The 24526-nt window shown below is 68.6% G+C and carries 21 protein-coding genes and 2 pseudogenes; 12 read left to right on the top strand and 11 right to left on the bottom strand.

Translation table 11 applies throughout. The features are described 5' to 3' along the window. Positions 1 to 59 precede the first annotated feature (59 nt). The 3 genes from IG78_RS46035 (at position 60) to IG78_RS0120950 (ending at position 1966) form a co-directional block, all read left to right on the top strand. Positions 60 to 974 carry a TauD/TfdA family dioxygenase gene (locus IG78_RS46035; RefSeq protein WP_157855828.1) on the top strand — a complete coding sequence of 305 codons (915 nt, stop codon included), beginning with the start codon at positions 60 to 62 and terminating at the stop codon, positions 972 to 974. 111 nt (positions 975 to 1085) lie between these two features. Next, positions 1086 to 1265, top strand: a complete 180-nt coding sequence (locus IG78_RS50605; RefSeq protein ID WP_199813284.1) for a hypothetical protein — start codon at positions 1086 to 1088, stop codon at positions 1263 to 1265. A gap of 434 nt (positions 1266 to 1699) precedes the next feature. Beyond that, a complete protein-coding gene (locus tag IG78_RS0120950) occupies positions 1700 to 1966 on the top strand; it encodes a GlsB/YeaQ/YmgE family stress response membrane protein (protein WP_030565481.1) in 267 nt (88 codons plus the stop codon). Positions 1967 to 2156: 190 nt separating this feature from the next. Here the strand turns inward: IG78_RS0120950 and IG78_RS49285 are convergent, their stop codons facing one another. Beyond that, complete coding sequence (locus IG78_RS49285; RefSeq protein WP_157855827.1) at positions 2157 to 2297, bottom strand: hypothetical protein; 141 nt, start codon at positions 2295 to 2297, stop codon at positions 2157 to 2159. Positions 2298 to 3170: 873 nt separating this feature from the next. Here IG78_RS49285 and IG78_RS42410 point away from each other — a divergent pair. Further along, positions 3171 to 3451, top strand: a pseudogene (locus IG78_RS42410) (NUDIX hydrolase). 316 nt (positions 3452 to 3767) lie between these two features. On the opposite strand, the gene IG78_RS49280 reads toward IG78_RS42410, so the two are convergent. The 4 genes and pseudogenes from IG78_RS49280 to IG78_RS0120930 form a co-directional block, all read right to left on the bottom strand. Continuing rightward, the gene (locus IG78_RS49280; protein ID WP_157855826.1) at positions 3768 to 3923 is read right to left on the bottom strand and encodes a hypothetical protein; all 156 of its coding nucleotides are present in this window, start codon (positions 3921 to 3923) and stop codon (positions 3768 to 3770) included. Between the two features lie 8 nt (positions 3924 to 3931). After that, complete coding sequence (locus IG78_RS42405) at positions 3932 to 4198, bottom strand: lasso peptide biosynthesis PqqD family chaperone (RefSeq protein WP_037685797.1); 267 nt, start codon at positions 4196 to 4198, stop codon at positions 3932 to 3934. A gap of 100 nt (positions 4199 to 4298) precedes the next feature. Continuing rightward, positions 4299 to 5546 (bottom strand): serine hydrolase domain-containing protein, encoded by a 1248-nt coding sequence (locus IG78_RS0120935; RefSeq protein ID WP_030565479.1) that lies wholly within the window; start codon positions 5544 to 5546, stop codon positions 4299 to 4301. Positions 5547 to 6359: 813 nt separating this feature from the next. Further along, positions 6360 to 6992, bottom strand: a pseudogene (locus tag IG78_RS0120930) (AfsR family transcriptional regulator); the annotation flags it as partial. Between the two features lie 775 nt (positions 6993 to 7767). Between IG78_RS0120930 and IG78_RS0120925 the strand changes: the two are divergent. From IG78_RS0120925 to IG78_RS0120900, 6 genes are all read left to right on the top strand, one after another. After that, a complete protein-coding gene (locus tag IG78_RS0120925) occupies positions 7768 to 8100 on the top strand; it encodes a PadR family transcriptional regulator (protein WP_030565475.1) in 333 nt (110 codons plus the stop codon). Positions 8101 to 8172: 72 nt separating this feature from the next. Then, positions 8173 to 8919, top strand: coding sequence for an HD domain-containing protein (locus IG78_RS44180; protein WP_225882153.1), 747 nt, complete (start codon positions 8173 to 8175; stop codon positions 8917 to 8919). Next, a complete protein-coding gene (locus IG78_RS0120915) occupies positions 8916 to 9194 on the top strand; it encodes a hypothetical protein (protein ID WP_030565471.1) in 279 nt (92 codons plus the stop codon). Before IG78_RS44180 ends, IG78_RS0120915 begins: the two co-directional genes overlap by 4 nt. A 276-nt stretch (positions 9195 to 9470) precedes the next feature. After that, positions 9471 to 10178, top strand: a complete 708-nt coding sequence (locus tag IG78_RS0120910) for a hypothetical protein (protein ID WP_159398257.1) — start codon at positions 9471 to 9473, stop codon at positions 10176 to 10178. Between the two features lie 343 nt (positions 10179 to 10521). Next, positions 10522 to 11262, top strand: coding sequence for a hypothetical protein (locus IG78_RS42390; RefSeq protein WP_157855823.1), 741 nt, complete (start codon positions 10522 to 10524; stop codon positions 11260 to 11262). A 142-nt stretch (positions 11263 to 11404) separates the two neighbouring features. Beyond that, entirely contained in the window at positions 11405 to 12145 is a 741-nt protein-coding gene (locus IG78_RS0120900) for a hypothetical protein (RefSeq protein ID WP_030565465.1), read from the top strand. A 90-nt stretch (positions 12146 to 12235) separates the two neighbouring features. On the opposite strand, the gene IG78_RS0120895 is transcribed toward IG78_RS0120900, so the two are convergent. Continuing rightward, a complete protein-coding gene (locus IG78_RS0120895; RefSeq protein ID WP_030565464.1) occupies positions 12236 to 13276 on the bottom strand; it encodes a helix-turn-helix domain-containing protein in 1041 nt (346 codons plus the stop codon). Positions 13277 to 13813: 537 nt separating this feature from the next. Between IG78_RS0120895 and IG78_RS0120890 the strand changes: the two genes are divergently transcribed. After that, positions 13814 to 15190 (top strand): helix-turn-helix domain-containing protein, encoded by a 1377-nt coding sequence (locus tag IG78_RS0120890; protein WP_030565462.1) that lies wholly within the window; start codon positions 13814 to 13816, stop codon positions 15188 to 15190. Positions 15191 to 15293: 103 nt separating this feature from the next. Next, the gene (locus tag IG78_RS0120885) at positions 15294 to 16154 is read left to right on the top strand and encodes a nucleotidyltransferase domain-containing protein (protein ID WP_030565460.1); all 861 of its coding nucleotides are present in this window, start codon (positions 15294 to 15296) and stop codon (positions 16152 to 16154) included. Here the strand turns inward: IG78_RS0120885 and IG78_RS48205 are convergent. The 5 genes from IG78_RS48205 to IG78_RS42385 all read right to left on the bottom strand — a co-directional run bounded on the left by IG78_RS48205 (position 16117) and on the right by IG78_RS42385 (position 24524). Next, positions 16117 to 18141 carry a Helicase associated domain protein gene (locus tag IG78_RS48205; RefSeq protein ID WP_159398256.1) on the bottom strand — a complete coding sequence of 675 codons (2025 nt, stop codon included), beginning with the start codon at positions 18139 to 18141 and terminating at the stop codon, positions 16117 to 16119. The two genes, IG78_RS0120885 and IG78_RS48205, sit on opposite strands and share 38 nt — an antisense overlap. Before the next feature lie 673 nt (positions 18142 to 18814). After that, on the bottom strand, positions 18815 to 20014 hold the full coding sequence (locus tag IG78_RS0120870) for an endonuclease domain-containing protein (RefSeq protein WP_030565455.1): 1200 nt from the start codon (positions 20012 to 20014) through the stop codon (positions 18815 to 18817). 137 nt (positions 20015 to 20151) lie between these two features. Further along, entirely contained in the window at positions 20152 to 21201 is a 1050-nt protein-coding gene (locus tag IG78_RS49275; RefSeq protein ID WP_157855821.1) for a hypothetical protein, read from the bottom strand. Between the two features lie 195 nt (positions 21202 to 21396). Next, positions 21397 to 22440 carry an AAA family ATPase gene (locus tag IG78_RS0120860; RefSeq protein ID WP_030565452.1) on the bottom strand — a complete coding sequence of 348 codons (1044 nt, stop codon included), beginning with the start codon at positions 22438 to 22440 and terminating at the stop codon, positions 21397 to 21399. Next, positions 22428 to 24524, bottom strand: a complete 2097-nt coding sequence (locus tag IG78_RS42385) for a transposase (RefSeq protein WP_225882139.1) — start codon at positions 24522 to 24524, stop codon at positions 22428 to 22430. The genes IG78_RS0120860 and IG78_RS42385 overlap by 13 nt, the downstream gene beginning before the upstream one ends. Between the last annotated feature and the right edge of the window lie 2 nt (positions 24525 to 24526).

Genomic DNA, 24526 nt, shown 5'->3' with positions numbered 1-24526 from the left:
AAGTGGCCGTGCAGCCGGGTGAGCTGAGAAGCTACTTGCACTGCCCGACGGTCCCAACCATGCTGCCGCTCATCCTGCGGAGAGCCAGCTCGGGGATGGGAAAGGTCGTCATGGAAGAAGCATCCGGTGGTACGGAACGACGTCGGTGGGACCGGGCCACGCCGGAGGACGGGGACTGGCTGATCCCCTTGCCGCCATCGGGACGGAGCGGCTTGACCGGCAGCGCGGGGGAGGTGGGGCCACAAGAGACGCGTCGTGTCCTGTCTGCCTTGTCGAACGGGCCCGAGTTCGCCGTCCTGCGGGGTCTTGCCGTAGACGGGCTCAGCGATCAGGCGTGCGCCCACTTGTGCCGGTCGGTCATCTCCATGGCGGGAGCACCCCGCCCCAGGGAATCCGCCGCGCCGATGGACGATCTCCTCACCACCCAGCAAGCCCCAGCTCCAGCGAGCGCAGAGGGAAGTTCTCGCGCTGATGTGGAGGTGGCGGCGCTGGCCCCGCATACCGACCGGGCCGGCCCGCCCGGGCCACCGCGTTTCCTGGCCCTACTGTGCGTCAGACCCGCTCCCACGGGCGGGGAGACCGTGCTGATCAGCGGCCACAGCGTCCATCAACGGCTGCTGGACTACCGGCCCGCGGTCCTGCCGGAGCTCTACCGGGATTTCCACTTCGGCGCGGAAACCGCTCTCGCCCGCACCGCCCCAGTCTTTGCCCGGACCGGCACCCACATCACCGTGCAGTACAACCGGTACCAGATCGAACGCGGTCACCAGGCCGCCGGCCGCCCGCTGACACCGGCACAGACAGACGCTCTCGACGCATTCGACGAAGCACTCCGCCACCAAGCCCCGCTCCTAGTCCTGCAACTGCGACGCGGGGACCTCCTCCTGCTGAACAACCACACGATGCTGCACGGCCGGACCGCCTACACCGACCCGCACCGGCAACGCTGCCTCACCCGAGCCTGGGCCGACTGACGCAACACCGCAGCAACGACCGCGCAGGCCGCCTGCACCCGGGCGATGCCCTCCGCCGCGTCCGCCCGGCCTGCGCCCAGAGCCGCAGCGCGGTCACGAAGAGCGCGCCCCATGGTTTCCAGGGCGAAGGTGTCCTGGCACGGCTCGCTCGCGTCCTGGCAGGGCAGCGCGGTGACCGGGACGACGATCCGTGTCACGACGTTGGCGAGCAGCGCGGGCATCCGCGGCTCCGCGCCGGCGAACTCGCGGGCGGCGTCGATACCGTTGGCCTGGACGGCCGGAGGCAGTTGAAGGCGGCGCTGATGGCAGCGTGCGGGGTCATCGGGGTGAGCGGCATGGTGTCGGGCATGCCGGCTCCTGAACGTACGGGCCGCCCTGCTGATCGAGGGTGGCCTCGAGGCCACCCCCGAACCGCGTCCCTGTGAACAGACTCCGGCCGCCGACAGGGGAGAACTCTCCCTCCTCCGGGTTTGACCTGTGACAGCGAACTTGGACCAATTGCCATGGAAGGTGAACCAGTCACCGAATCCGCCGTCTACCGGATCGGCCGGCGGGTCGGGTGCCGGGAGGGTCCGTCGGAGGGAACGGGACTTTGGTCCCGTGTGGAGTGATCGTGCAGGGATATCCGTATGTCGCCGGTCGTCCGCGCGGAGCAGCCGACGGGCAGCCCCGGCGGAACCCCGCCGGTCCCCTGACACCACCACCTTCAGCAAAGGACACACAGCGTGGGCATCATCGCCTGGATTCTCATCGGCCTCATCGCGGGCGCCATCGCCAAGGCACTCACGCCCGGGAAGGACCCGGGCGGCTGCCTCGTCACGATGCTCCTCGGCATCGTCGGCGGTCTGCTCGGCGGCTGGCTCGGCAAGGTGATCTTCGGCGTGCACTCCATCAACGGCTTCTTCCACCTCTCGACGTGGATCGCCGCGATCGTCGGCTCGGTGATCGTGCTCCTGCTGTATCGCCTCTTCACCGGGCAGCGTTCACGCTGACCGCTTCTGGCGCTCCCGTCCGTCCGTAGCCGGATTCCTTGTCGGCCATCTCCCCGATGGCGTCGAATCCTGAGCCGACCGGACCGCGGGCGGGTACTGCGCTCCTGATCTGCGGCGGTCCATCTGTCATCGCAGGTGGACCGCCGCCGTTCGTGACAGCGGAGAATGGAGGTGTTCTCCAAGGCCGACGTCACACGGAGTCGGCATCAGCCGGTGACCACCCGGTTCGTACGGCCTGAAATCCTGCGGTCAGCTTGCCGTCGTACAGGAGGAAGCCGTCACAGGCCATGCCCTTCAGGAACCGCTCGCCCCAGCCGCACACGGTCGGCACGGGGCGCTGGGTGGCACCCCGGACCGAGCGCCTCGGCCATGGACACCCACCGGACGCCACAGCGGCAGGACCTCGGGGGCCTCCTCCGCCTCGTCTCGGTCACCTCCGGTCGCCTCACCGTCGCCCTTGCAGCAGAGGTCGCAGAGGTGGTTCCGGCTGTGCATGCCCCCCACCCCCGCCTCCCAACGCCTTTCTCCCCTACGTGAAACGAGCCGCGGACCCTGGGTAGAGGCTAGCCGTCGCGTCCGGTCATTGCTGCTGGCCGGAGGCGGGGCGTTGGGGGTGGTCGAGCCAGAGGTGTTGCCCCTCGGGGGTAACCGTGACGCCGAATCGCTCATGCGAGGGTTGTCCCCATGCGCACTGCCCATGCCACGTCGGGGTTGAAGTGGTGTCGTGGGACGGCGGTGCAGTGCTCGTGCCATGGGGCGGCGGGGCTGCCGGATGCGGCGAGGTGGGCGGCGAGCCTGGCGGCGTGATCTTTGCCCATGCGGGGGCCTTTCCGGTGAGCAGGTCGGCCAGGGCCGCGGCTACGGGGATGCCGGCCTGCGGCCGCTACTCGCGAGACTGGTGACAGAAAAGGCTGCTGAGTGAGCGGCTGTGACAAGCCAGGTGCCTTGTTGGTGACAACCACGCTGCTTCGTTCAGTATCTTTCGCCACGTCAGATGACTCTGGCGGTGACAACTACTGAGCTGCGGCTCACCTGAGCGCGACAGGTCGACAACTGTGGTCATCCGTGTCCGGCCTCTAAGTTCCGGTTCTCCTGGGTCGGCCTCTGCGGGCTCGGAGAAGCGGCGTTGTCAGTGGGCTCTGCCAGGGTGTGCGTCGTGGATGAACTGGTGGAGCGTGTCGACGATCAAGATCGTGTGCTGGGGATGGTGGTCAGCCGCCAGCAGGCCATCCGGGAGGGTTGGCTGCACCGAGTCGCCGTGACGGTGTGTCGTGATGAGCGTGGACGGATCCTCGTCCACCGACGCTCGGAGCAGGTATCGCGCTTCCCCGGGCTCTATCCGTGGTCCCCGATCCCGATGAGGTCGCCTGGCATGGCTGGCTGACCGAGCCGGAGCTGCGGTCGGCCCTGCTGGAGTGGCGCTTCACCCCCGACAGCAAGGAAGCCTTCAACCGGTATCTGGCGTTCCGGACCGCGCGGCCCTGACCTTGCCCATCCCTGTTGAGCACCGGGGTCCCGGCATTGCAGTTGCTGGGGGCCCGCCCCTCAGTATTGCTGCCAGAGCTCCCGGTGGCTCTGTTGGGCCGATCTCGTGGAAGCCAGACGCCAGCAGTCACGCCCCGTGCAGCCCACGACTAGCGGGCAGCCGCTCCCGCCCGCCACCCCCACCGGCGCCGCTGTGCGGCAGCACCTGGAGCCGCAGCCGCGGAGGGGCTGCGCTTGTCCTTCCGCCACCCTCTCACCGAGCACCGGTAGGGGTCCTGAAGCCGCTTGAAGTTCCCTGTCAAGATCAGCGTGCTGATCACCGAGTGGCGGGGGTGCTTTTGCCTTGCAGGAACGTCAGGGTCCGCCGGATCTGTCGAGGTGTGAGCAGGATGCCGAGCCGGGCGAGGGCAGTGGCGGTCAGGGCCAGGGCACGGTGATGGGTCGGGAGGGTGGTGCGGGGTTCGGCAGTCATGGGTTGACTCACACCGTCACCACCAAGTGGGCGTGGGTCAGGGTGTCGATGCAGGCGATGACGTCGTCGGCGGCCTGGTCGGGGGCAAGCTGAGGGCGGCGCTCGTGGAGGCGGTGGGCGGTGTGTTCGGGGTCGTCGCCGGCGAGGAGCGCGCGCAGGACGAGTGTGGCGGTGGCGTTGAGTTGCCAGGAGCGGCCGGTGGCTTCGTCGAGGAGCACCATGCCGGTGGCGGTGCCGGTGGCCGACACGCCGGCGCGCAAGGTGTGGTGGGACACGGTGTTCCTCGTGATGTGGCGGGCACGGGGTGGCCGGTGCGTTGGGCGGCAGAGACTCCGGGCCCCAGGAGGCCCGCGGCTCGGCGGTCGGCGGTCGGTGTCAGCGGGTGATGGTCTGTATCTCCTGCTCGATGATCTCCCACAGCGGCACGCCGTCGCAGTTGCTGAGGATGACGCCGACCCAGCCGGTGTCCGGGTAGATGTTCCAGCTCGCGCCGGCACCGGGGTCACCCCCTGCACGTCCCCACACCCACTGGCCGTTAGTGATGTGGACCGGCAGTGTGTAGGCCCCGAACGACGCGTCGGCGGGGGCTGCCCGGCCGCCCCGCAGGCCGCCCCCCTGAGGGGGATGCGGATGCTTGGGCCCGGTGAACAGCTCGGCGTAGTGCGGGTCGAGGACCGTGCCGTCGCCCAGCGCCTGCGCGAACCGGACCAGGTCCGGCGCGGTGGCGAAACCGCCGTCCCCGGGAGCGTCGATGAAGTTGCGGCCCGGGTTCTTGCCCGGCTGGTGCGGGCTCGGGCTGCCCTTGTCGAGGTTGCGGACGGCGTCCACCAGACTGCCGTCGGCCAACTCCATGTAGGGGTGCGCGATGTGCTTGTCCGTGAGCCACTGCGGCCTGGTGAAGAACGCTGTTCCGGTCATGCCGCAGCGCTTGAAAATGTGCTCCTCGACGTAGTCCCAGTACGGCTTGCCGGTCACGACCTCCACGATCTGTGCAGGAATGGCTACCTCGGCCCCGGCGTGGTCGGTGGGGGTACCGGGAGCGCTCACCAGCTCGGCTTGCCGTGCCCAGCGCTCGTTGTACGAACGGACCTCCTCCCGGCTCTGGAAGACGCGCTGCACGTCCACATCCGGGTTGTTCAGCCCGGAGGTGCCGGACAGCAGATGGTGGATGGTCACCTTCTCGGCAACGTCCTTGGCGAAGCCCGTCAGATAGGCGCCCACCGTGTCCCACAGCTTCACTTTGCCCTGCTGCGCCAGCTGCAGAATCGCCACGGCACCGAACGGCTTGCCCGCCGAGCTGAGGTAGAACGCGACGTCCGGGTCGTTACGGACGCCTTTCTCCTTGTCCGCCATGCCGTAACTGCGCGATAGCACCGTCCGGCCCCGGTGCGACAGCAACACCACACCGGAGAACTTGCCCTCGGCGGCCAGCTTCGCCACGTACCGGTCGTAGGCACCGCCGGGCCTGGCGGCCGGCGGAATGGCGCCGGGATCGGCCGGGGCGGCACGGCCGGGGCGGGCGTTCACCACCTGCGCACCGCCCGCCGCCACGCCCGCGGCGGCCACCCCACCCCAGCGGAGCACCCGCCGCCGATCGACACCGCGTACGGAATCCAAGCCCATGAGCACGTTCCTTCCATCGACACGGGCCCGCCGTTGCCGCGCGGTGGCCCCCTGCCTCCACCCAAGACGGAGGGATGTCGCTGCGGCGTATGCGTTTTTCGATACGCCTGTGATACGCCACTAGCCGTACTGTGCCCGGGGGACACGAGAGTCCTCGGCATGCCAGCTCGGCCACAGGATCGTGCTGTGCCTGCGGCCGAACGCGTGACCCGGTCCTCCCCTTATCTGACCGTTTCCAGCGGATCTCTGCTCCCCGGCCGCTGTCACTCCTGCCGGCCCGGATCTGGTGGGACGAGGAAGGGGAGCGCATGCAGTTGGTTACTGCTCCCGGGGCATGGACGAGAAGGGGGATGTCTTCGCCGAGGGAAACGTCGTCTTCTTGCCGGAGCTGGACGGGCAATGGTTTCAGCCAGGCCACCCTCGCCCGGTCGATGACAGTGCCTGGCAGATCGTCCAGGCCGCCAGCGCCTCGACCGCACCGCGCCCCAGCGGCGGCTTCTTTCGTTCAGGTCCAGGTGCGAAGGGGTGTCCAGCTTGGACTCGCTGAAACGAAACTTTTGGAGTTGACCCGCAAGTGGAATGACGCCTCCTACCAGTCGGCGTCTCCCGAACGCTGGCCGAGATCGCCACCCACTGCCCCGCCCCCCATTGACGCCACCCCGGCCGACGCGCCCGCCGACACTGACAACGCCTGACCCTGCAACCTTGACGGGCTCGCCTCGTGCAGAGGGTTCCTCCTGAACTGACGACGCCCGTGGCAGAGGCCGCGTGGGCTGCGGCGAGCGACGGAGCCCGGCGGACCTACGCACCAGTTGCCTCATCCACGACGGGATCGCCGCGGTCCTTGGAGGCTGCTGTCTTGGCGTAGAGCCAGGCAAGGTCGTGCAGCCGGTAACGTCCAGGATCCAGCGGGGTGAGCAGTCCGGCGTCCACCAGATCTTCAAGACGGCTCTCGGCTTCGTCAGCGCCGCACTTAAGCATGCTGCATGCGGTCTCCAGGGAGATGGACGGGCTGGCGTGCGCACCGAGCATGCGCAGGGTGCGGGCTTGTTCTGTCTTGAGCTGGCGGTAGCTCAGGTCAAGCGTTGCCCGCACGGCCAGGTCTCCGGCCTGGAGCTCGTCCAGGCGCCGGCGTTCGTCGGCGAGTTTGGCGGCCAGGACCGCCACCGTCCAGGTGCGCCGGGCGGCGAGGCGGGAGGCGGCGATGCGGATCGCCAGGGGCAAAAAGCCGCAAGCCTCGACCACCTCCAGGGCCATTGCCCGTTCCGCCGCCACTCGCTTTTCTCCCACGATGTGTGCGAAGAGCTGCAGGGCTTCCTCAGGTGACATCGCATCCAGGCCCACCACGCGCGCCCCGGCCACGTCCAGCATCTGTGCCCGGCTCGTCACCAGGGCCGCGCAGCCCTCCATCCCGGGCAGCAGCGGACGGACCTGCGCCGCGTCCCGCTGTCCCGGCCCTCTTTTGGTGAGCGGATCCTTGGGCGCTGACCTGCAGGTTGTTCAGTTCGGGGAGTGGAGCGCACCTGGAGTTGACCGATAGTCGGCACCGACCTGGTCGGTGGCCTTGTATGCGTTACCTGAGGGTTAGTGAGTGGTCTGGCTGGCCTGCTCGCCTTGAGCATTGACTGCTCAGTGTGCGAGAGCCGCCGGTAGTAGCGGACGGGGCGGTTGGCCGGAATGGTGGTCGGGCGATGTCGCTCAGGGGACCGAAGGTTGCTTTGACTGCTATGCGGAAGTAGTGAGGGGCGGGTGGCGTGCTGCGGAGGTCCTGCATACCCGCACGGCAGGCTCGGTGTTCGAGGACGCGTGACTGAACACCGTGCTGCGCGGCCTGGATCCCGCCGGGCGTGGGACCCTCTTCGCGTGGGCGGGGGCGAGAGCACTTGGGCTGCAGCGGCGACTGCCGTCGGTGCTACGGATCCCGAGGCCTTCGGCGAACGCGTGCGACGCAAGATCGAGGAGCTCGCTGCCGAACAGGGCTGACGTCTTGACCGGCCTTCCGGGCCATCCCGGACGGGGCTAATCCGCTGTCCACGTCACCGGCCACAGGGCCTGCACCGATCAGGCGGACAGCTTCAATGCTCCTGAGTCTCACGCGAAGGAGTTCGGCGCTGCCGGTCCGGCGGCGCGGCGGAACCTCTTGTTCCACCCTTGAGAGCGTTACGTTCCCTAGACACCTCATATATGATCTATGTAGAGTACGAGTATGGGTAGTCCGCGTATGACCCTGCAGACCCAACTGGTGCTGCGGGCTTTGCTGGAGGAACCCGCCAAGCAGCGGTACGGCCTCGAGCTGTGCGCACTGGCGGGACTGCCGTCGGGCACGATCTATCCGATCCTCGCCCGGCTGGAACAGGCCGGCTGGACGGAGAGCACCTGGGAAGACCCGGCCGTACACGAGGAAGCCGGACGGCCGCGCCGCCGCTTTTACCGGATCACCGAAGACGGAGCCGAACGGGCCCGCCTGGCCCTCGCGCGTGCCTACCGTGCCCGCAAAAAGCCGCTGCCGGGCTGGGCGGCAGCGCACCCGGTCGGCGATGGGGAAGTGTCATGAGGGCGTGGCACCGGTTAGCTGCCCGGCCGGGCAGTCGGCACGGCAACAGTCCTTCCCTTGAAGGCCTGTTGGGTGTCGTGCGGGCACACCACCCCGCTGCCGATCTCGCTTCCATCGAGCTCGCCCACGAGGAGGCCCCGCTGGCACGAGGGACAGACCCGCCGCAGCGGCGACCCGTACCTGACCCACTGCCTTGCCGTTGCCCGGATTGTCGCCGACGTCGGTATGCCACCGACCGTGGTCTGCGCCGCCCTGTTGCACGACGTCATCGAGGACACACTCTGTCCGCCGGGTCGTCTGGCTGGGCAATTCGGCCTGACCGTTGCCCAGTTGGTGGCAGATGTCAGCACCGTCGACCTGCGTGCCATCCCGCCGGACGCCGCGCCGCGGTCTGCCCAGCCGCCGCACAGCGAGGCGGTGCTGGTCATTCGCCTTGCCGACCGACTCCACAACATGCGCACCATAGAGTTCGTCGCCGCAGCCAAGCAGTACGGCAAAGCCCGCGAGACCATCGAAGTCTTCGCCCCCATGGCCCGCGCGGCGGGCTTGGCCGACGTCAGCCGTGAACTGCACAATCTTTCCGCGGCCGTGCTCCAGTCGGCACCTACCGCCTACGCCGTCACCACACGTCTGCTGGCCCTGCTCACTCTGCTGCTGCCCGGTACGCAGCGAGCCCGATGGCGACAGGAATGGCAAGCGGAACTGGCCGCCCTGCCCACCCGCCGCACCTGTGCCTGTTTCACCCTCCGGGTGCTGCTCAGCACACCCCACCTGTCCCTGACCCTGCGCCGCCCCGTCTGCCAGGAACCACGACGATGAGCTGGACGGCCCGCATCGGCGGCCTGCTCGGGGCGGCGGCCGCCTTCACGACAGCCATCGTGAACGCAGGCCCACCCGGCTGGGTGGTCGCAGGACTCACCGCAGGCGCCTTCATCCTGCTCGTGTTCGTCCTGTTCCTCCCGAGTGAGACACCCGCCCGCCGCCTGGGTCAGCTCATCCGGGCCTGGCGAAACCCCACCGGAGCCCCCGCCGGCCCAAGCCCCCGCCCGCTCTCCAGCGGGCCCTCCCCGACCACCCGAAACGGCAGCATCTGACCTCGCCGGCAGCAAGCCCCCTCAGCAATGCGGGCTCTGACCTTGCCGGTGATCAAACCCGAATGGTTCGGCGGTCAGTTGGCCAAGGCCGGTCCGGGAGCGAGCGTCGTGGGTCCGCAACTGGCGCAGGGCCCGGACCGCCCGGTCCCTTCCCCTTCCGGCCGTGGCGGTCTTCGGTGCTCCTGCATGTCCGGGGCCTGGCAGGATGGAGCAGTTCACAGGGCTTGGGGGAGAGCCGCGCAGTTATTGGGGGGCATCGTGGGGATGGAACGTGAGGTGTCGGAGGAACTGTGCCGGCACTGCGGTGAGCCGATCGTTTTCGTCAACGACCGCTGGAGCCACGGTCGTTACGGGTTCGGGGGATGGGGAACGGTTGGTTGCAGCGCTTACAGCTACACCGCGCACGGTGACTGGGACGGGCGCCTGACCAAGTCCGAGAAGGCGGCACCGCGTACGAGCGGACAGCGTATGGGACGTGAGGAGTTCCCCGCCTGGCCGGGGCTGCAGCAGCAGCGGCGTGAGGCCGAGCGCAAGGAACGGGAGGCGGCCGAGCTGGCGGCGACGCGTTTCGCACCGGCCCTGGCCCGGGCCGTGAAAGGAGCCGAAGAGATCATCGCGGATCCGGGCAGCAGCACGTTCCGGGCCCTGGAGCGGCGCCGTCAGGCGGTGTGTGTGGAGATGGAGCGGCAGGCCTTCCGGACCGCCGCTGCTCGCCTTAAGTCCGGCAGTATGCCGGGGTATTCCGCTGCTGGGGATGAACTCAACCGGCTTCTCCAGCTCACTCAAGAGCTGTTTCGAGCACTGCGTGCCGCAGAGGAGCTCCTGCCTCCTGCAGAGGCGGTCAAGGCCGCCACGAGCCGCTACGCCGCGCGCATCGACCAGGTCGCGACGGAGCGCTACAGCCGCCTTCCCGTCAACGGCGATGGCGCCTTCGAGGAACGTCGTGCGCTGGACACGGCCCGGCGGCGCGTTCAACGGCCGTAGCGGTGTTGGGGCGCCCCATCACAACGGCGAGGTGAGGGCCTCAAACATTGCTCGGGTCGGGCCGTTCCGGCGTTGTCGTTGCTGGGGCCTGGGCTTGCTACCGCCTGCGCCTGCTTATGCCTGCGCCGCTGAGGGGTGCCGCGGTCGGCACGGAACGCGTCGCGCGGGTGCGGAGGCGTCCTCCGGCCTGACGTGCCCGGTACGCCATGGCACCGATGACGCGACCGAATCGGTCCAGAAGCGGGGCCAAGGTGTCCAGCTCAAACGAGACCAGCTCACGTCTACGGTGCTGTTCGAACCGTCTCCCGCTGGGATGTCAGTGTCTGCTCCTAGTCTCTTTGCCATGACGTCAGCGATGCCCAAACGGCCGGTCAGTGAACTACCGGGCGATCCTGCCCGTCTTCACCTCCACTACGGCCATGGGCATCCCGCGGTGCCCTACGACTACGAGGACACCCTGGAACCCTGGTATGTCACGGTCACGTACGGGATGGCGGGTGACGAGGAGTGGGAAGACGAAGGAGAGGACGGGGGCGACCGCGCCCCGGCCGCAGGCACCAAGATCGGGCACCTCATCCTGTGGCGGCTGCGTGACTACACCGGCGACAACCGGTGGGAGGTGGCGGACGCAGAGTCCGGCGATCTTGAGGTCATTGTCTCCGCGGTCCTTGGCCGTTCCCAACGCACCGGCTACAGCGCCGCATTCGAGAAAGCTGTCACCCAGCCCGTCGGTGATCTGCTGATCCTCGACCGCGTCAGCCTCGACAAGGAATGGAGAGGTTTCGGACTGGGTCCGGCCCTCGCCGGCGAGGCGGTCCGCCGCCTGTCCGGGGGCTGTTGCGCGGTGGCGGTATTTCCCGCCATGGGGGAGTACCCCGAAGGCCGTGAGCAGGTCACCGAGGCCTACCGGCTCCAGGCGAAGAAGAAGATCGCCGTACTGTGGGAGAGCATCGGCTTCCAGCCGTTCCGCCGCGGGGTGTGGCTTCTGGACACCGCCCTGCGTCGGCCGGAGGAACTCATGCAGGCCCGGCGCGCTGAACTGCGCGCGCTCGGCACGGCCTTCCAACGTCCCCCGTCCGCCTGAGGGCGGGCCTGCCGGACCCCACGGCTACGGCAGATGACGGCACCGAGGTTTGGCGGCGGGGCCCGCGTACGATCGCGTCTTCCGGGAGCGCCGTGGCACGGGTGACACGAACACCGGGAAGAAGAGGAGGAGTTGGCGAGTCATGGGGGAGAGCGGAGCGGTGGACGAGGATATTCAGGATGCGCTGGACTGGGCACGGCAGCGTCTTGAGGAGATGGGCGTCTTCACGACGCAGGACGGACTGCGGTGGGCGGCGGCCCACGGGCTCGTCCTGTCCGTGTGGCGCAACGGTCCGATCGAGGACGCGCACGCTTCCCGGCCGACAAGCCGTCGCAAGGCGTTGCGCGACGGGACGATGTTCGCCCGCAACACCTGGCTCACCCGGCAGGCCTTCGACGTCCTGGGCTCCGACGGCCAGTTCCGTCTCTACGAGCTGGAGGACCTGGTCCTGGACCGGGACATGATCTGGCCGGGATGCGAGGGGACCCTGACGGACTTCGGCTGGGGATTCCTCGGGGAGATCAAGAAGCAGGTGAAACAGCACATCGACATGTTCAGGCACTTCGAGAAGATCCTGCCGCCGGACGACTTCCTCGTCTTCGCCGGAGCTCCCCGGATCGGGACCCACGACGATCACTACGGTATGCCGAAATGGTCGGCCTGCGTGGACGCGGCGATACACCGACTGCGCGGCGGGGACGAGGAGTTCTGGCACGCGCGGGGCGACTTGATGACCCGCATCGGTCCCGCTCCTGCTCCCGTCACCGCGGACCTTGAGGCAACCCGGAACCTGCTGCTGGAGTCCCCGTGGGAACTGGGCGCCGGAACCCTGGACTGGTTCGCCTGGAACCCGATCCTGCGATCACCGCGCCCGACACCCTAGGCCCAGGCGGGAAACAGCGGTTATGCCCACGCAGTGGGCGCCGCCGTCCGTGATGCCCCCGCCCGTCGCGGCCTGGATGAACCACTGTGGTCAGTGGGAGTCGTCGGCTCTTCCCGGACGCAGCAGTTCCGACATGCGGTTGAACGCTTCGGCGGTCCGGGCCTCCTGTTCCTCTTTCGCCAGTCTGACGAAGGCCAGCTCCGATGTGCACCGTTCACGCAGGTCGTCCCGGTCGAACCAGCGAAGAGGGTGACGGGGGTCGCCGGGGTCGTAGACGCCTTGTCCGTACGCCTCCATGAGGGTCAGGTCATACCGCCGGTGGCCGTGACTTTCGTCCGGCGGGAGGAGGCCGCCCACCATGCGGTTCATCCAGTCCTCGCGGATCGAGCGTTCGTCGTCGGGTTCATCGGCATCGGGGTCGTAGCCGAACACGTCATCTGCGTTCCGGAGTCCGGGGAACATGTCGAGGACGTCGCCGATCTGAGGCGGATCGGTGTTCTGGATGACGATCCACAGGGCGTACTCGTCGGCCAGGCACTGAGGACGCGGGACACGCCCTTGTCCCAGTTCGCTGCCGATCCGCATGATGCGCTCACCCATGCGCACCAGCCAGTGGTTGTTGACCTGGGTGAGAGCCAGTTCAGGCAGGTCGCGCAGCAGGCCGACGTCCCGGATCGTCGCCTCGCCTTTCAGGTAGGCGGCGAACTCGTAGTTGAACGAGGTGTCCAGGTGCAGCTTGCCGTCCCGGGTGGGGGCGAAATCGGAGAAGTCGACGGTGTTGGCCAGGGCCATGGCGTCTGCCGGGGTGAGCGGCTCACCCGTGAAAGACCTGTTGAACAACTGCACGACATCGGTGACCGACTGGTCAATCTCGACGCGCTCTTCGGCCCCCGGAGCGGCCTCGGCATCAGTCAGTTGCCTCAGCGCTGTGACGCTGAGCTTCAGTGCCCGGGCGAATCCTTGCAGGTTGTCCGCCCGGAACCCGTCCAGTGCGCTGGCACTGTCTGCGCTGTTCTCGAAGCGCCGCCAGGTCGCCAGAGATACGTCAGCGCGTCGAGCCGTCTCCTGCTGTGTGAGGTTCAGCTCGGCACGGCGCCGCTTCACCGCGTTGTTCGCCGATTCCTTGGCCATGCTCGCCCCTTCGCGTGTCCGGCAGGCAATCTCCATCGAGGTTAGCACTCATTGAGTGCTCATTTGATGTTGGGTGGAGGTTGGTTGTGGTGCAGGACAGGGACGGCCGGCTGTCGGACCGGCATACCGAGCCGGGCACGGCATGCGAGCCGCTGTGGCCTACGGGACAGCGGCACCACTGGATGCGAGGCCGCTTGACCGTTCAGTCCGTGGCCGGGGGCGGCGGGGCGAGGGGGAGAGCATCGCCCGGACGGACGAAGACGACGGTGTGGCGAGCGCGTGTGATCGCAACCCGAAGTAGCCGCCGTACCTCATCCGTGCGTTTCGCATCCCATTGCGCGTCGAGGAGTTTCGAACCGTAGATGCCCCATCCCGTGTCCAGCCGACGAGGCCGTGATTTTAGCGTCCACGGTCCCACGTGAAGCTCCGGTGCCCCCATCCACCGGTGCGTTGTCGTACCCCTCGTGCAAGATGGAGGACTGCCTCCACACCACGGTGCGGCGGCAGTTGGGGACTGCTGCATTCAAGGGGGAGTTCGTGTTCCAGCGTCATCTTCATCGTCATGACGACGTCGATCTGGTGATGTCCGCGCTGGGGAGTGATCCCCAGCGCCTGCCGGTCCTGATCACATGGGGTGCGGCACTGCGGCGGGATGTGGCTTCGGCGCTGCGGGAGGTCATCGCGACCGGAGCGTGGCAGAGCGATTTCCGTGTCCGCAGCGCCGCAGCCAATTGGCGTGAGGAACCCCGCTTCCAGGTCTTCCTCGACCAGGGGCTCGAAAAGCGCCGTAACCGCGGCCCCAAATATGAGCACTTGGACGCCGCTTTGCTGTCGCTCCCCGAGACCCGTGCCGCTCTCTACCGGGTGAGCGCGGCGCAGTGCCCGCAGCACTGCCGCACGGAGACCGGCACCTTTGCCGAGGACCGTCATGTGAATGACTACCGTGAGGCATTGTTCGGCTGGTACGCCGCCATCCAGCACGCGCACGCCTGCGTCGTGAGGGCGGCACGCTGGTTTACGGACGCCCAACCGTCCGACTCCCGCCGGCCTGAGACCTTCACCGACTGGATGAGTGGAACGCGGCGCCGCCGCAGCAGCGGCACTGCGGAGGAGATGGAGCCGGCCGCCCAGCGTGCCTTGCAGGAGATCATCCTGATGATGCACGCCTGGAGCCCGCACACCTTCGAAGCCATCGACGTGGCCTTCCAAAGGGCGGAGGGAGAAGACGCATCCCACGCCTGGGGCGGCAGCTTCGAGCCCGCCGGCCGGCCCGAAGCCCAGGCCGCCGCGGAAGCACTCGCGAGCGTCCTGACCTCACGAGAACGCCGGCAGGTTCGGGACGTCATCGACGATATCGAGGCCGACGACGAGGACCGCGACATGGACCTGGCGAAGGACAGCACACTGGCCTGCACCAGCGACCGCCACCGCACCTACGGCGCCGAATCCGGCGAGCGTGAGGAGTGCGCCACGGCCCGGGCCCGCGTGTACGAGGAGGCCTCCCAGCCCTGGAGCGAGGGCGTCGACCACGCGGCCGACGCCGCCCGCCTCGCGCGGTTCCTGCTCGGACCCCGCAGCGACCGAATCCGCACCGCCCTCGCCTCGGCCCGCGCGTCCGTCGCCCGGGATGCCACCGAGACGGCGCCGCAGGTCTGGCACGACAACGCCCAACTCTTGAGGGAAGCCCGTGAAGCCGCGGGGCTCGATCTCCAGGACGCAGCTGGCCACCTGGGCATCAAGTCCGCCACGCTCGAGCGCTTCGAACAGGCAGCGGGCAAGCTCCCCGGACGCCCGGTCTCCCTCGGCTACCTCCAACTCCTCACTCTGGCCTGCACCCAGGCAGGTCGCACCGCTCCCGCCTGCATCCCGCAGGCCATCTCCCAGCCGGTGATCTCACTGCCGACCACCCTGTAAGACACCACCGCACCCACATCCCCGGCCGGGCGCCCCTGCGGCAGACCGGCTGAACCACAGACCCAGATACACCGGCACCCGAACCCACCAGCGGAGGTCTTCCGTGAAACGCGAGCGCGCCACCACGCTCCTTAACGACATGCTCGACCGGATGGAAGAGGGAGGCTGGCCGCTGGACCTCGTCGACGAGGTCCTCGTCTTCGGCTCCTACGCACGCGGCGCACTGAACCCTTCAGACGTCGACCTGGTCGTCGAGCACCGCAGGGACGACCGTCTCACCTCCGAGTTCCTTCACTCCCTGTCCTACGGTGGCGACCCCTCCGCCTCGATGAAGCGCGCCCTCAAGGGCAGAAGCCGCGGCCTGCAGATCCACTTCGGTGAACGCAAGAGCCTCGAAGCGGAAGGATTCGAACTGACCTTGCTGTGGACCCGGGGCGAACCCGTCGATGCCGCCCGCGCCCGGCTCGCCGCCATCACTCCCGACCCCGAGGCAGGCCGGGCCCCACGCGACCACATGATCGAAGCCTTCGACGGCATCGACCGCTGGGTCCCGCGCCCGGTCCGCATCGATCTCACCGACCTCGTCGACCGCAAGGCCGCCACCATCCGCCAACTCCAGCTCCCCGACGCCGAACCCGCCCATCCCGCAGCCCTCGAAGCTCTCACCCGCTGGAGCGAGACCAGCCCGCTGCGCCGCGCCGCGGCAGCCGTCCTCGCTCACCTCGAAGCCACCTCCCGCCCCCTCGACTCCGTCTACCTGCACGGGGAACCGGTCATCGGCAGCCGCTACAGCGACACCACCTGGCAGACCGGCATCGGATTCGGCTGGAGCCACTACCGCAGCATCTCCCACCACCTGCAGGAGGGGACCGACTGGTTCGAGGTCGTCCGCCCCACCCGGACCCAGCCCCTGCACGCCCTCCATATCACCGTCCAGGACCGCTCCGCCCTCCCCCGCCCGTGACCGGAACGCCCATGCCCGGGTGAGTCCCCGTCGACGAACGCCTCACCATCGGATGCCCACCGCGCTCCTGGTGCACGCGGTGACGGATCTCTTCAGGCAGGGCCGGTGTAGGCGGCCAGCCGTTGCTGCCAGATCGCGCCCCTTCAGGCAGGACAGCGCGGGAGATCTGCTGGAGGGTGCCGTCGTCGCGCCAGCGAATGAAGCGGCGCCGGCAGGCCTGGAAGGGGCCCAGGGCCGGGGGAAGCCGTGTCCACGCCTGTCCGGTGCAGGCGATGTGGACGATGGCTTCCAGGCTCTGCCGTTCGCCGCGGGGACGGCCCCCGGTATGCGACCGCGCGGGCAGCAGCCCGGACAGCGTCTGCCAGGCGACATCGCTGATCCTCGGCCGCCACACCGGCATCCCGCCGGTCAGCGACAGCAGTTCATCGACCCGACGCCGTTGCTCTGGCAACAACAGTGCCCGTCGCGCACTCTGCTCCGCCAGCCAGGCGGTGATGTGCTCGTCGTCCGGGGCGCCGGGCCACCACTCAACACCGTCCGGGAGCCCGGTCAGGTGATAGCGGCAGGCCCACCACATGCGTTGCCAGGCCACTGGCCGGGGCGGGTTCCACCATGCATCGAGGTCCGTCAGGCGGTGTCCCAGCCGGGTGAGCCGGCCGAGGCTGCGCTGCCGCTGGCGTTGATTTCTGAGCCAGGTCCCCAGCGCGAAACCGTCAACGACAGTGGGCTGAGACACGGTGAGGTGGCTGTGACGAACCGTGTAGGCATGAGCGACAGCCAGGCCATCGGCGACCGGACGCCGCCGCCCTGACCACGTGTGGAACACCTCGACCTCGCCCGTGGACAACCCGAGCCCAGCCAGCAGCACCCGCTGGCCATCGTGTAACTGCTCGTAGCAGGAGATCTGGTGGCGCAGCCACCGCTGAAGCCAGCCGGGCAGCCCGGCCAGGTTGTCGCCGCCGTGCGCCGGCCCCTGCTCGTGCACATGGGCGCGGGCCCGGTACCAGGCACGCTGCCAGTCGACGGGCCAGGGCGGGTTCCACCATGCATCCAGGCATCGAAGCTGTTCCGTCTGTTCCACGGTCAGTGACGTCGCGTCGGCACGCCGGTTGGCCAGCCACCGCCCCAGATCGAACCCTTCCCGCGCCCCGCTGGCGGTGTGCGCGATGGCCAGATGCCCGAACCGCTCCACATGACGACGGGCCTGCTCAAGTCCTTCGGCGAACAACTGTGCATGCCGCTGTTCCAGGCCCCGGCCGTGTCCGGCCCGCCGCGGCACCGCCAACTCCACCCACCACCCCCGAGCCGCCGGTCCGCCACGTCCTGCTGCACCCGAACCCCCACGGGCGCCTGGGCCTGCACCCAGAGGGTCTGCCAGCAGGCGCAGCCCCGTTCCTACTTCCACCGGCCGGTGCGCGCTGTGCACCCACCACAGCCCATACCGCCCCTGCTGCACCAACGACCCCGCCGGACGGCGCCGCTCGCGTACCACCGCGCGAGCCCTGGACGCCAACGGGCCGCCATGGCCGTCCGTTTCCAGTTCGCCCAGCCACACCTGTCCCAGACGCTCGCCCAACGCGGCAGTAAACCGCTCACCGCCACCCCGGCCGCGCACCAGGGCACCCGCACCGCTTCCGGCAGCCATCTGCTGCATCCGCGGATCCACCAGAGCTTCCGCGACCGCGACGACCTCCGGGAACAGCACCACGTCCCGTACCAGCAGCCGCCACTGCTCAACGCCCCAGCCCGCCGGATCCGGACACCACCGGCGCGTAGCCGCCACCAGCTGCTCTAGGCGCGGCCCCCATACCGTCTCCCGCTCCCAGAAATCCTCCCGCCCCCACCACCCGCACACCACCGCACGCGCTAGCCCGAACACCTGGCGAGGCGCCGCGTCGGCCGCCCGCCCTATCCGCTCCACCCGATCCCACTGACGCTGCGCCCGGATCAACTCCATCACCAGATTCCCGGCATCAACGAACTCCACCGGATGGCCTTCGCCCACCTCCAGGAGCCACCGGCCATGCCGCGCACACAGCCGCCGCCACTGCGGCCAGTACGCCCAGACCGGCGCCCCGCCGCTGCCACGCCGGGCCGCGTACAACCTGCAGCCGAACACCACCGGCCCCCACTCCGAAGCTCCCGACTGCCACCTCGCCCACCCCTGCCCGTCCTCGCCACGGCCAGCCAGCTCCGTCGACCCTGCCGTCCAGGACGGCAACGCCCGCGCGAGATGGCCTGCCGGCACACGGCACCACCCGGCCAACTGCCCCTGCGCCACTGCATTGAGGAGCACCTCACCGTCGGGACGCACACCATGCCTTTGATGCACGGGATTTGCCCACTGCCACCACGCCGTCAGGTCGGTTACCTGCAGCCGGTAGGCGGACGCCACCCGGTGCAGAAAAGACCACGTCGTTTCCCTTGGAAGGGGTGTCACCCGCAGGACCGCCTCCACAGCATCGATTTCCGCCCAATTCGCTCTTGCTTCCTGGCCGCTGCGGTGCAACCCGGCGACCCTGAACCGACTGGTCAAGACGGCACGGTGCGTGACCAGTATGAAGAGCGCACCGGCTCTGCTTGGAGACCCCCGGCGCGGGACAGCCGCCCGGCCGGGGGAAGCGTAGGAACCAGAGGAGCAGAGCGACTGTGACAGGACGTCAGGTGGAGTCCTGGTCAGGAGTATCAGTCTCGGCTACCAGAGCCTTGTCCACGAACTCACGTACCAGGAGTCGGACTTGGGAAGCGGGCACGACCTGTTCCCACCGGTAGGGGGACGTATGGTGCCAGCAATGGAGACGGAAGCGGATCGACCCATCTCCCTCCACCGCACCCCACGGATATCGAGGCGGCTGCGTACATGAGTCGTGAGGGTCGAACACGAATGTGCGGAGCACGACGTCGGGCTGGTGCCGCGGCGGCACCATACCTTCACGACGGCAGCCGTCGCACTGCAAGAGGTGCTGTACCGCGCCCGGGCGGTTGATGAACTGGTAGCCGCCACCTTCGTACGTATTGCAGCTAGCGCACACCGGACCACGGACGAATCCGTGCTCGTGGCAGTGGTCCCAGCACATGGCCTGCCGCGGGCTGGGGCACAAGACGCACAGGAATGCGTCCGGTTGCGAGTTCTTCGGAAGCGACTTGTACTGCCTGCCCCGCAGATGGCCTTTGTACTGGCGGGCGGCGGTGCTGGTGCATGAGGGACACAGGGTGGTGTAGCCGGCAGTGCTGGAGGAACGCCATTCCCAGATGTCTCCTTGGGCCCCGCACCGGCTGCAGCGGGCGGCCTTTTCGGCGAACTCGGTGGCGATTTGCTCCGCCCGGTCGAGAAGGGCGGCGTAGGCACGCGGGACCATCCAGATCGCGCCGGACCACGTCAATAGCGGCAGTGGGCGGGTGGAGGCGATACTCTGCTGGCCGTAGCGTGCTTCGACCTGTTCCCGGGTCGCCCCGCACCCTAGTCCGTGCTGGTTCGCCCGGGTGCGGTCGCATGGTTGTTGACCTTCGCAGTGGCAGCCGTTGGCCGTCTGGTCCTCGTAGGCGACTTGGTCGAACCAGTTCATGATCTGCAAACGCCACGTGCGTCCGCGGTCGGTGGGTTGAGGACGGGCGTCGACCAGATCGTCGAGATCGATCGCGAGCGAGGCCAGCCGCTCGCCGGCTTTGCGGATGTCCCGTTCGTCCAGCCGCCACCGGTTCTTGTGTTTGTAGCCGCGGACGGCGACATCTCCGATGAGCACGTGGTCACTGGTCTGGAAAGCGTAGCGGGCCATGTTTGCCGGGGCTGCAGGAACGGGGCAGCCTTTCGTCAGTTCCTTCAGTAACTGGCTCGCGTATTCGGGGCTGATGAGCGGCATGATGTATCTCCTTGCACGCGTTGAGGAAAAGGCGGGGGACCGCGGGGAAAGAGCCGCCCGTGGCGGTCCACGGCTGGCGATGCTGCGCGGCATGCGCCGACCTGGTAGCGGATGAATCCGCCGTGATCCAGGGGGAGTCACAGGTACGGTGCTCTCCCTGGTCGTAGCGAGGGAAGCGGTTCCCACCCGCTGGTCAAGAAGGCTGCTCTGGCCTGCTCCGACAAGGCGCGAGTACGACCGTCGCCGAGGAGAGCGGCGCGGTCGCTGTACTCGGCGGGCCGTGCCACGGACTGGTCCACCATCCACAAGTGGTCATCGTTGGTGCCGTCTGCCACGGTGAGCAGCCACTGCCGAAGCGGATCCGCTCGTGCGGCCTCCCAGCTACGGGCGCGGCTACAGGCACCCAGCCAGCCCGCGAGCCACGGCCTGCCGGTGCGGACGCCAACCTCCTGGAGGAACAACCTCTCGGCGGCAGCAGCGCCTGCAGTTGCGACGCTCAAGCGCAGGCGCTGCTGCCAGCGGCCGTCTCCGAGTAACCGGGCGACGGCAATCGTTTCCGGATAGGCCAGCAGGGCATGAGGCACGATGGCCGCCGGCGGGCACCCCGTGACCGCGGCGAGCCGGCGCACCCGGTCCTGCCAGATGGTCTCCGATCTCCATCGCTGCACCTGCCACGACCACACCACCGCCGCGGCGACGGCCACCACGTCCCCGCCGCGCGGATGCGTCCGGACGAGAGCGACATGGCGCTGGTGAGCCGCAAGGATCTCGGGCAGGCTCTGCAGTGCAATGCCCGCTGGTTTCCCGGCGCGCGCGAGAAGCCAGCGCCGGTGGCGACGGCAGATATGCCCAGCAGCTCCCGGGTACACCTGCACGCCCGGCCCCGCCAACCAGGCCCGTCCGGTACATGGTGGGCAGGCCGCCACCCACGCCGTGCCTGGTGTGTACCAGGCGGCCCGCCGGAGCGGGGCATCTTCGAGACGGCTGTGGCAAGCGGCGAGGCTGGGCAGCATGGAGGTGAGTCGGGACAGGGGCGTGCCGGTGAACTGGGCCATAGCTGCCTGTGCGGGTACGTTGAGGAACAGTTCCAGTCCGGTTTTCGGTGTACCTGTCACGTGAACACCGTGCGGACCGTCCAGGACTGCCCGCAGCAAGTCCTGTGCCGACAGCCCGAATCCGGTGGTCATCCTGCGAATCCAGGAGCCGGTCAGCTCCTGTCTGACGGGTGCATGGAGAACGGGCACAGGTGCTGGATGGGGGACATGCACGGGAATGGTCCTTTGCGGCAGACAGGAACGAGAGCCCCGAAACAGGGGCCGCAGTTGGGGTCCTTTGAACACGACCGGCCCGCGATGGTGCGGCGCCAAGGCCGCAGCACCGCGCTAGGTGGCTAGTCCGCCCTTGCGCTGCCTGCGCGTGGCACGTGCCGCGTTCGTAGCCTGAACGTCGAGCACCACCTGCAACAACAGCTTCTTCGTGACCGCGTGGCTTTCGTCGACGATGGAGCGGATCGCGGCCTCCCGCACCAGAAGGGAGAGACTGGACATCACACCGCCGGTGAGCAGATGGATGTAGTCGGCGTGACGGACCAGAGTTCCGGGCCGGTGCCGAGCCAGCCGCAGCGCCCCGTCCATTCCCTCCAGAAGCTCCCGCCACGCCGCCTTCTGCACGGGGGTGCCGTTGAGCAGTGGGGGAGTGCGCAGGATCTTGCAGCGGGCGGCGAGCTGAGCGCCGCGCGGGCCGGCTAGCAGCGGTGAGTGCTCCACATCGACACCGGCCAGCACGAACGTTGCAGGTACCCGCTCCGCAAGGGTTTTGACCTGGTCGGAGGTGTCAGCCCCGGGCCGGGTGCGGGTGTTGAGTAGATGGACGTCGTCGAAGAAAACCAGCCGGGTGCGCCGCTCGCACAGCACGTGGCACACAGCGTTGGTGATGGCGTTCTCAGTCATCCGCTCGTGGACCGGGATACCGGCGAACCGGGCCAGGACCTGGACCAGGCTCTTGGGCGTGCAGGTGGGCGGGATGGAAGCGAACGCCACGGGCATGTAGCCTTCCCGGCCCCCGAGGCGGCGTCGTTCGCTCAGCTCGAAGGACCGGCCAAGTTCGGCAAGCGTGGTCGACTTTCCCGCCCCGGGAGGCCCGGACACGATCAGGCCACGCCGGGCGGTGCCCCGCTGCCGGTTGTTCACCAGCAGCGTCAGCCTGAGCTGGGTCAGCGCTTGTTCCATGAACGGGGTCTTGAGAGTGACGAACTCGGAGTGGTAGTCCAGCAGCCGCTTGCGGTTCCAGGACGGATCGCCCACTGGGGGCGCGGGTACACGCGGGCGGGATACCTCGGCTTGCCAGAGGAGGCCGTTCGTGACCGCACCAGGAGCAACCTCGTCGTCGAAGAAGTCGTCGTCTGCGGCGCTGGTTACGGCAGCCACGGGCCCTCCTCCGCTTCCGTGTCACCCAGGATGTGACAGCCGCCAGCGGACCGGCCGGCCTCCAACTCATCGTCACGGGGGCCGAAGATGTCTTCGCCCTCGTCACCGCCGTCGTATGTGTCGGGCACGGTGTCGTCGTCGAGGTCGGGCACGGCGTACACGCCAGCCAGCCCGAACGACGGTGCGGGCACGTCCAGCACGTTGAGCTCTCCTGCGGGCACCGGCACCGCACCCGAGGCACGGGACTTCGCTACCACCCGCCGCTCCGCGGTGGACAGCTTCTCCTTGCGAGCGGCCCGCTTGAGGAAGCCATCCAGGGCCAAGACCAGTGCGGCTTCGTGCTCCTCCCGCGAGCCGGTGCGTTCGACCACCTTGCAGATGTGCTCCCACACGTGGTGAGTGAACGGTCGGCCGACCGAGGTGGCGTGGATCCACGCCACCTCGCGAAACCCTTCCGGCAACCGGACCCAGATCCGGACGGGGTCGTAGGGGTTGTAGTGCACCTCCCACAGACCCTTTTCCGAGGCCACCCCGGAGTCCTGCCCGCGATGGCCGTTGAGGCAAGGGTCGTCGTAGGTGCGGTAGTCGAAGCGGACACCGGCGTCCGTGATCGGCTGCCAGCGCACTGGCAGCAACTCCACGAAGTCGTCCGCCGACAGCGGCACCGGCACGTAGCCCGCCACCGGAAGCAGCGCCGCCCACATCTGATTGGGCGTGAGGGCCTTCTTCGGCATCAACGGGTGTCGCAAACCCTCGCGCGGGTGGTGGTGCCAGTGCACGAGGAACTCCTCCCACAGCACCTGGAGCTCGGACACGGTCCACAGCCGCTCCTGCTCCACACGTGAGCCGCGCTCACTTACACGCGAGCCGGTAAAGCCAGGCAGCCACTGACAAAACTCAGTGCCGATCGAGCCGAAGCTCCTCTCTACATGCCCCTTGGCTGGTCCATTGGCCGGAGGCACCGGCTGCAGGGAGATCCCAAGGCTCTCGCACGCGGCCCGCGTGGCGGGGGAGATGAACACCTTGCCCTGGTCGACCACCACTGTCTCGGGCACGATCACCGGCCGCGCTGCTGCATCCTTCAGCCGCTCATCCACAGCGGTCAGCCGCTCGTGCGGCACCACCGACGCGGCCATCGACAGCGCCGCGTCCCAACCCGGACGCATCACCACCGGCGTCATCATCTGCGCCAGCAACACCGCCACATCCGTCAACTTGGTCCCAGCCGGCCGCAGCACCCCCCACAGCCCGCGCACGGCCACATCCACAGCGGTGGTCAGCTCCAGCCGCCCCACCACCCCGTCGTCCAGGACCACCATCGCATCCAGCGGCGAGCTGTCCATCATCACGATCTCGCCGGGCCGCAGCGCCAGGGTCGGCTTGAACGGCGGCGCCGCGCGCGGCGCGGGCACGCCGCTGCGCCACCGTCCCCTGCAACCCGAGGGACTTCTCCACAGCGTCGAGGAGTTTGAACGTGGACATGGCCGGCACCTCGACCGACTGCTCACCATACCGTGCATCCAGCCACCACTGCGTCTCCCGCCGCATCCGCTTCTTCCACCCTCGCGAGCGCGAACGCAAAGCCTCCTCAGGCAGCAGCGCACGCAGCGCGTCGACCACCCGGGGTCGGCCCGCTCCAGCCGCGTCGAGCCACGCCGCCTGACGACCAGCCCCCACACCCCGTCCGCGTGGTAGCGCGCCCGCCACCTGCGCACCGTCGCCCGGCTCACGCGCGGCCAGCCCTGTGCGGCCAGTTCATCGGCCTTCGCCTGCTCACGCTGAGCCAGCGTCGTAACTGCGGGGTCGTATTGAGGCTTCACCAGCCCCTTGCCGCTTGGCGTCGGGTATCCGGTCTCCACCTCGCGGACGTGCCGCTCCAGATCGAGCGCACGCAGCTGCTGATCCTCAGGCACCGTCGACAACAGGCCGACCTGCGGCACTCGAAGACGCGGGCCGGCCATCGGGCCGAAGCCGGGATCCCTCAGCAGCTCGGACAGAGCGAACACGGCCAAGGAGCCGTCCCCGTTCTTGTCGGCCAGCCAAATCCGCGCCCCGGACGCCATGGCCCCCTCGATCCCGGCCACGG

This window comes from Streptomyces aureocirculatus (genome assembly GCF_000720475.1).
Taxonomy (GTDB): domain Bacteria; phylum Actinomycetota; class Actinomycetes; order Streptomycetales; family Streptomycetaceae; genus Streptomyces; species Streptomyces aureocirculatus.
The sequence above is the reverse complement of the archived record's forward strand: the minus strand, read 5'-3'. Positions and strand labels throughout refer to the sequence as shown.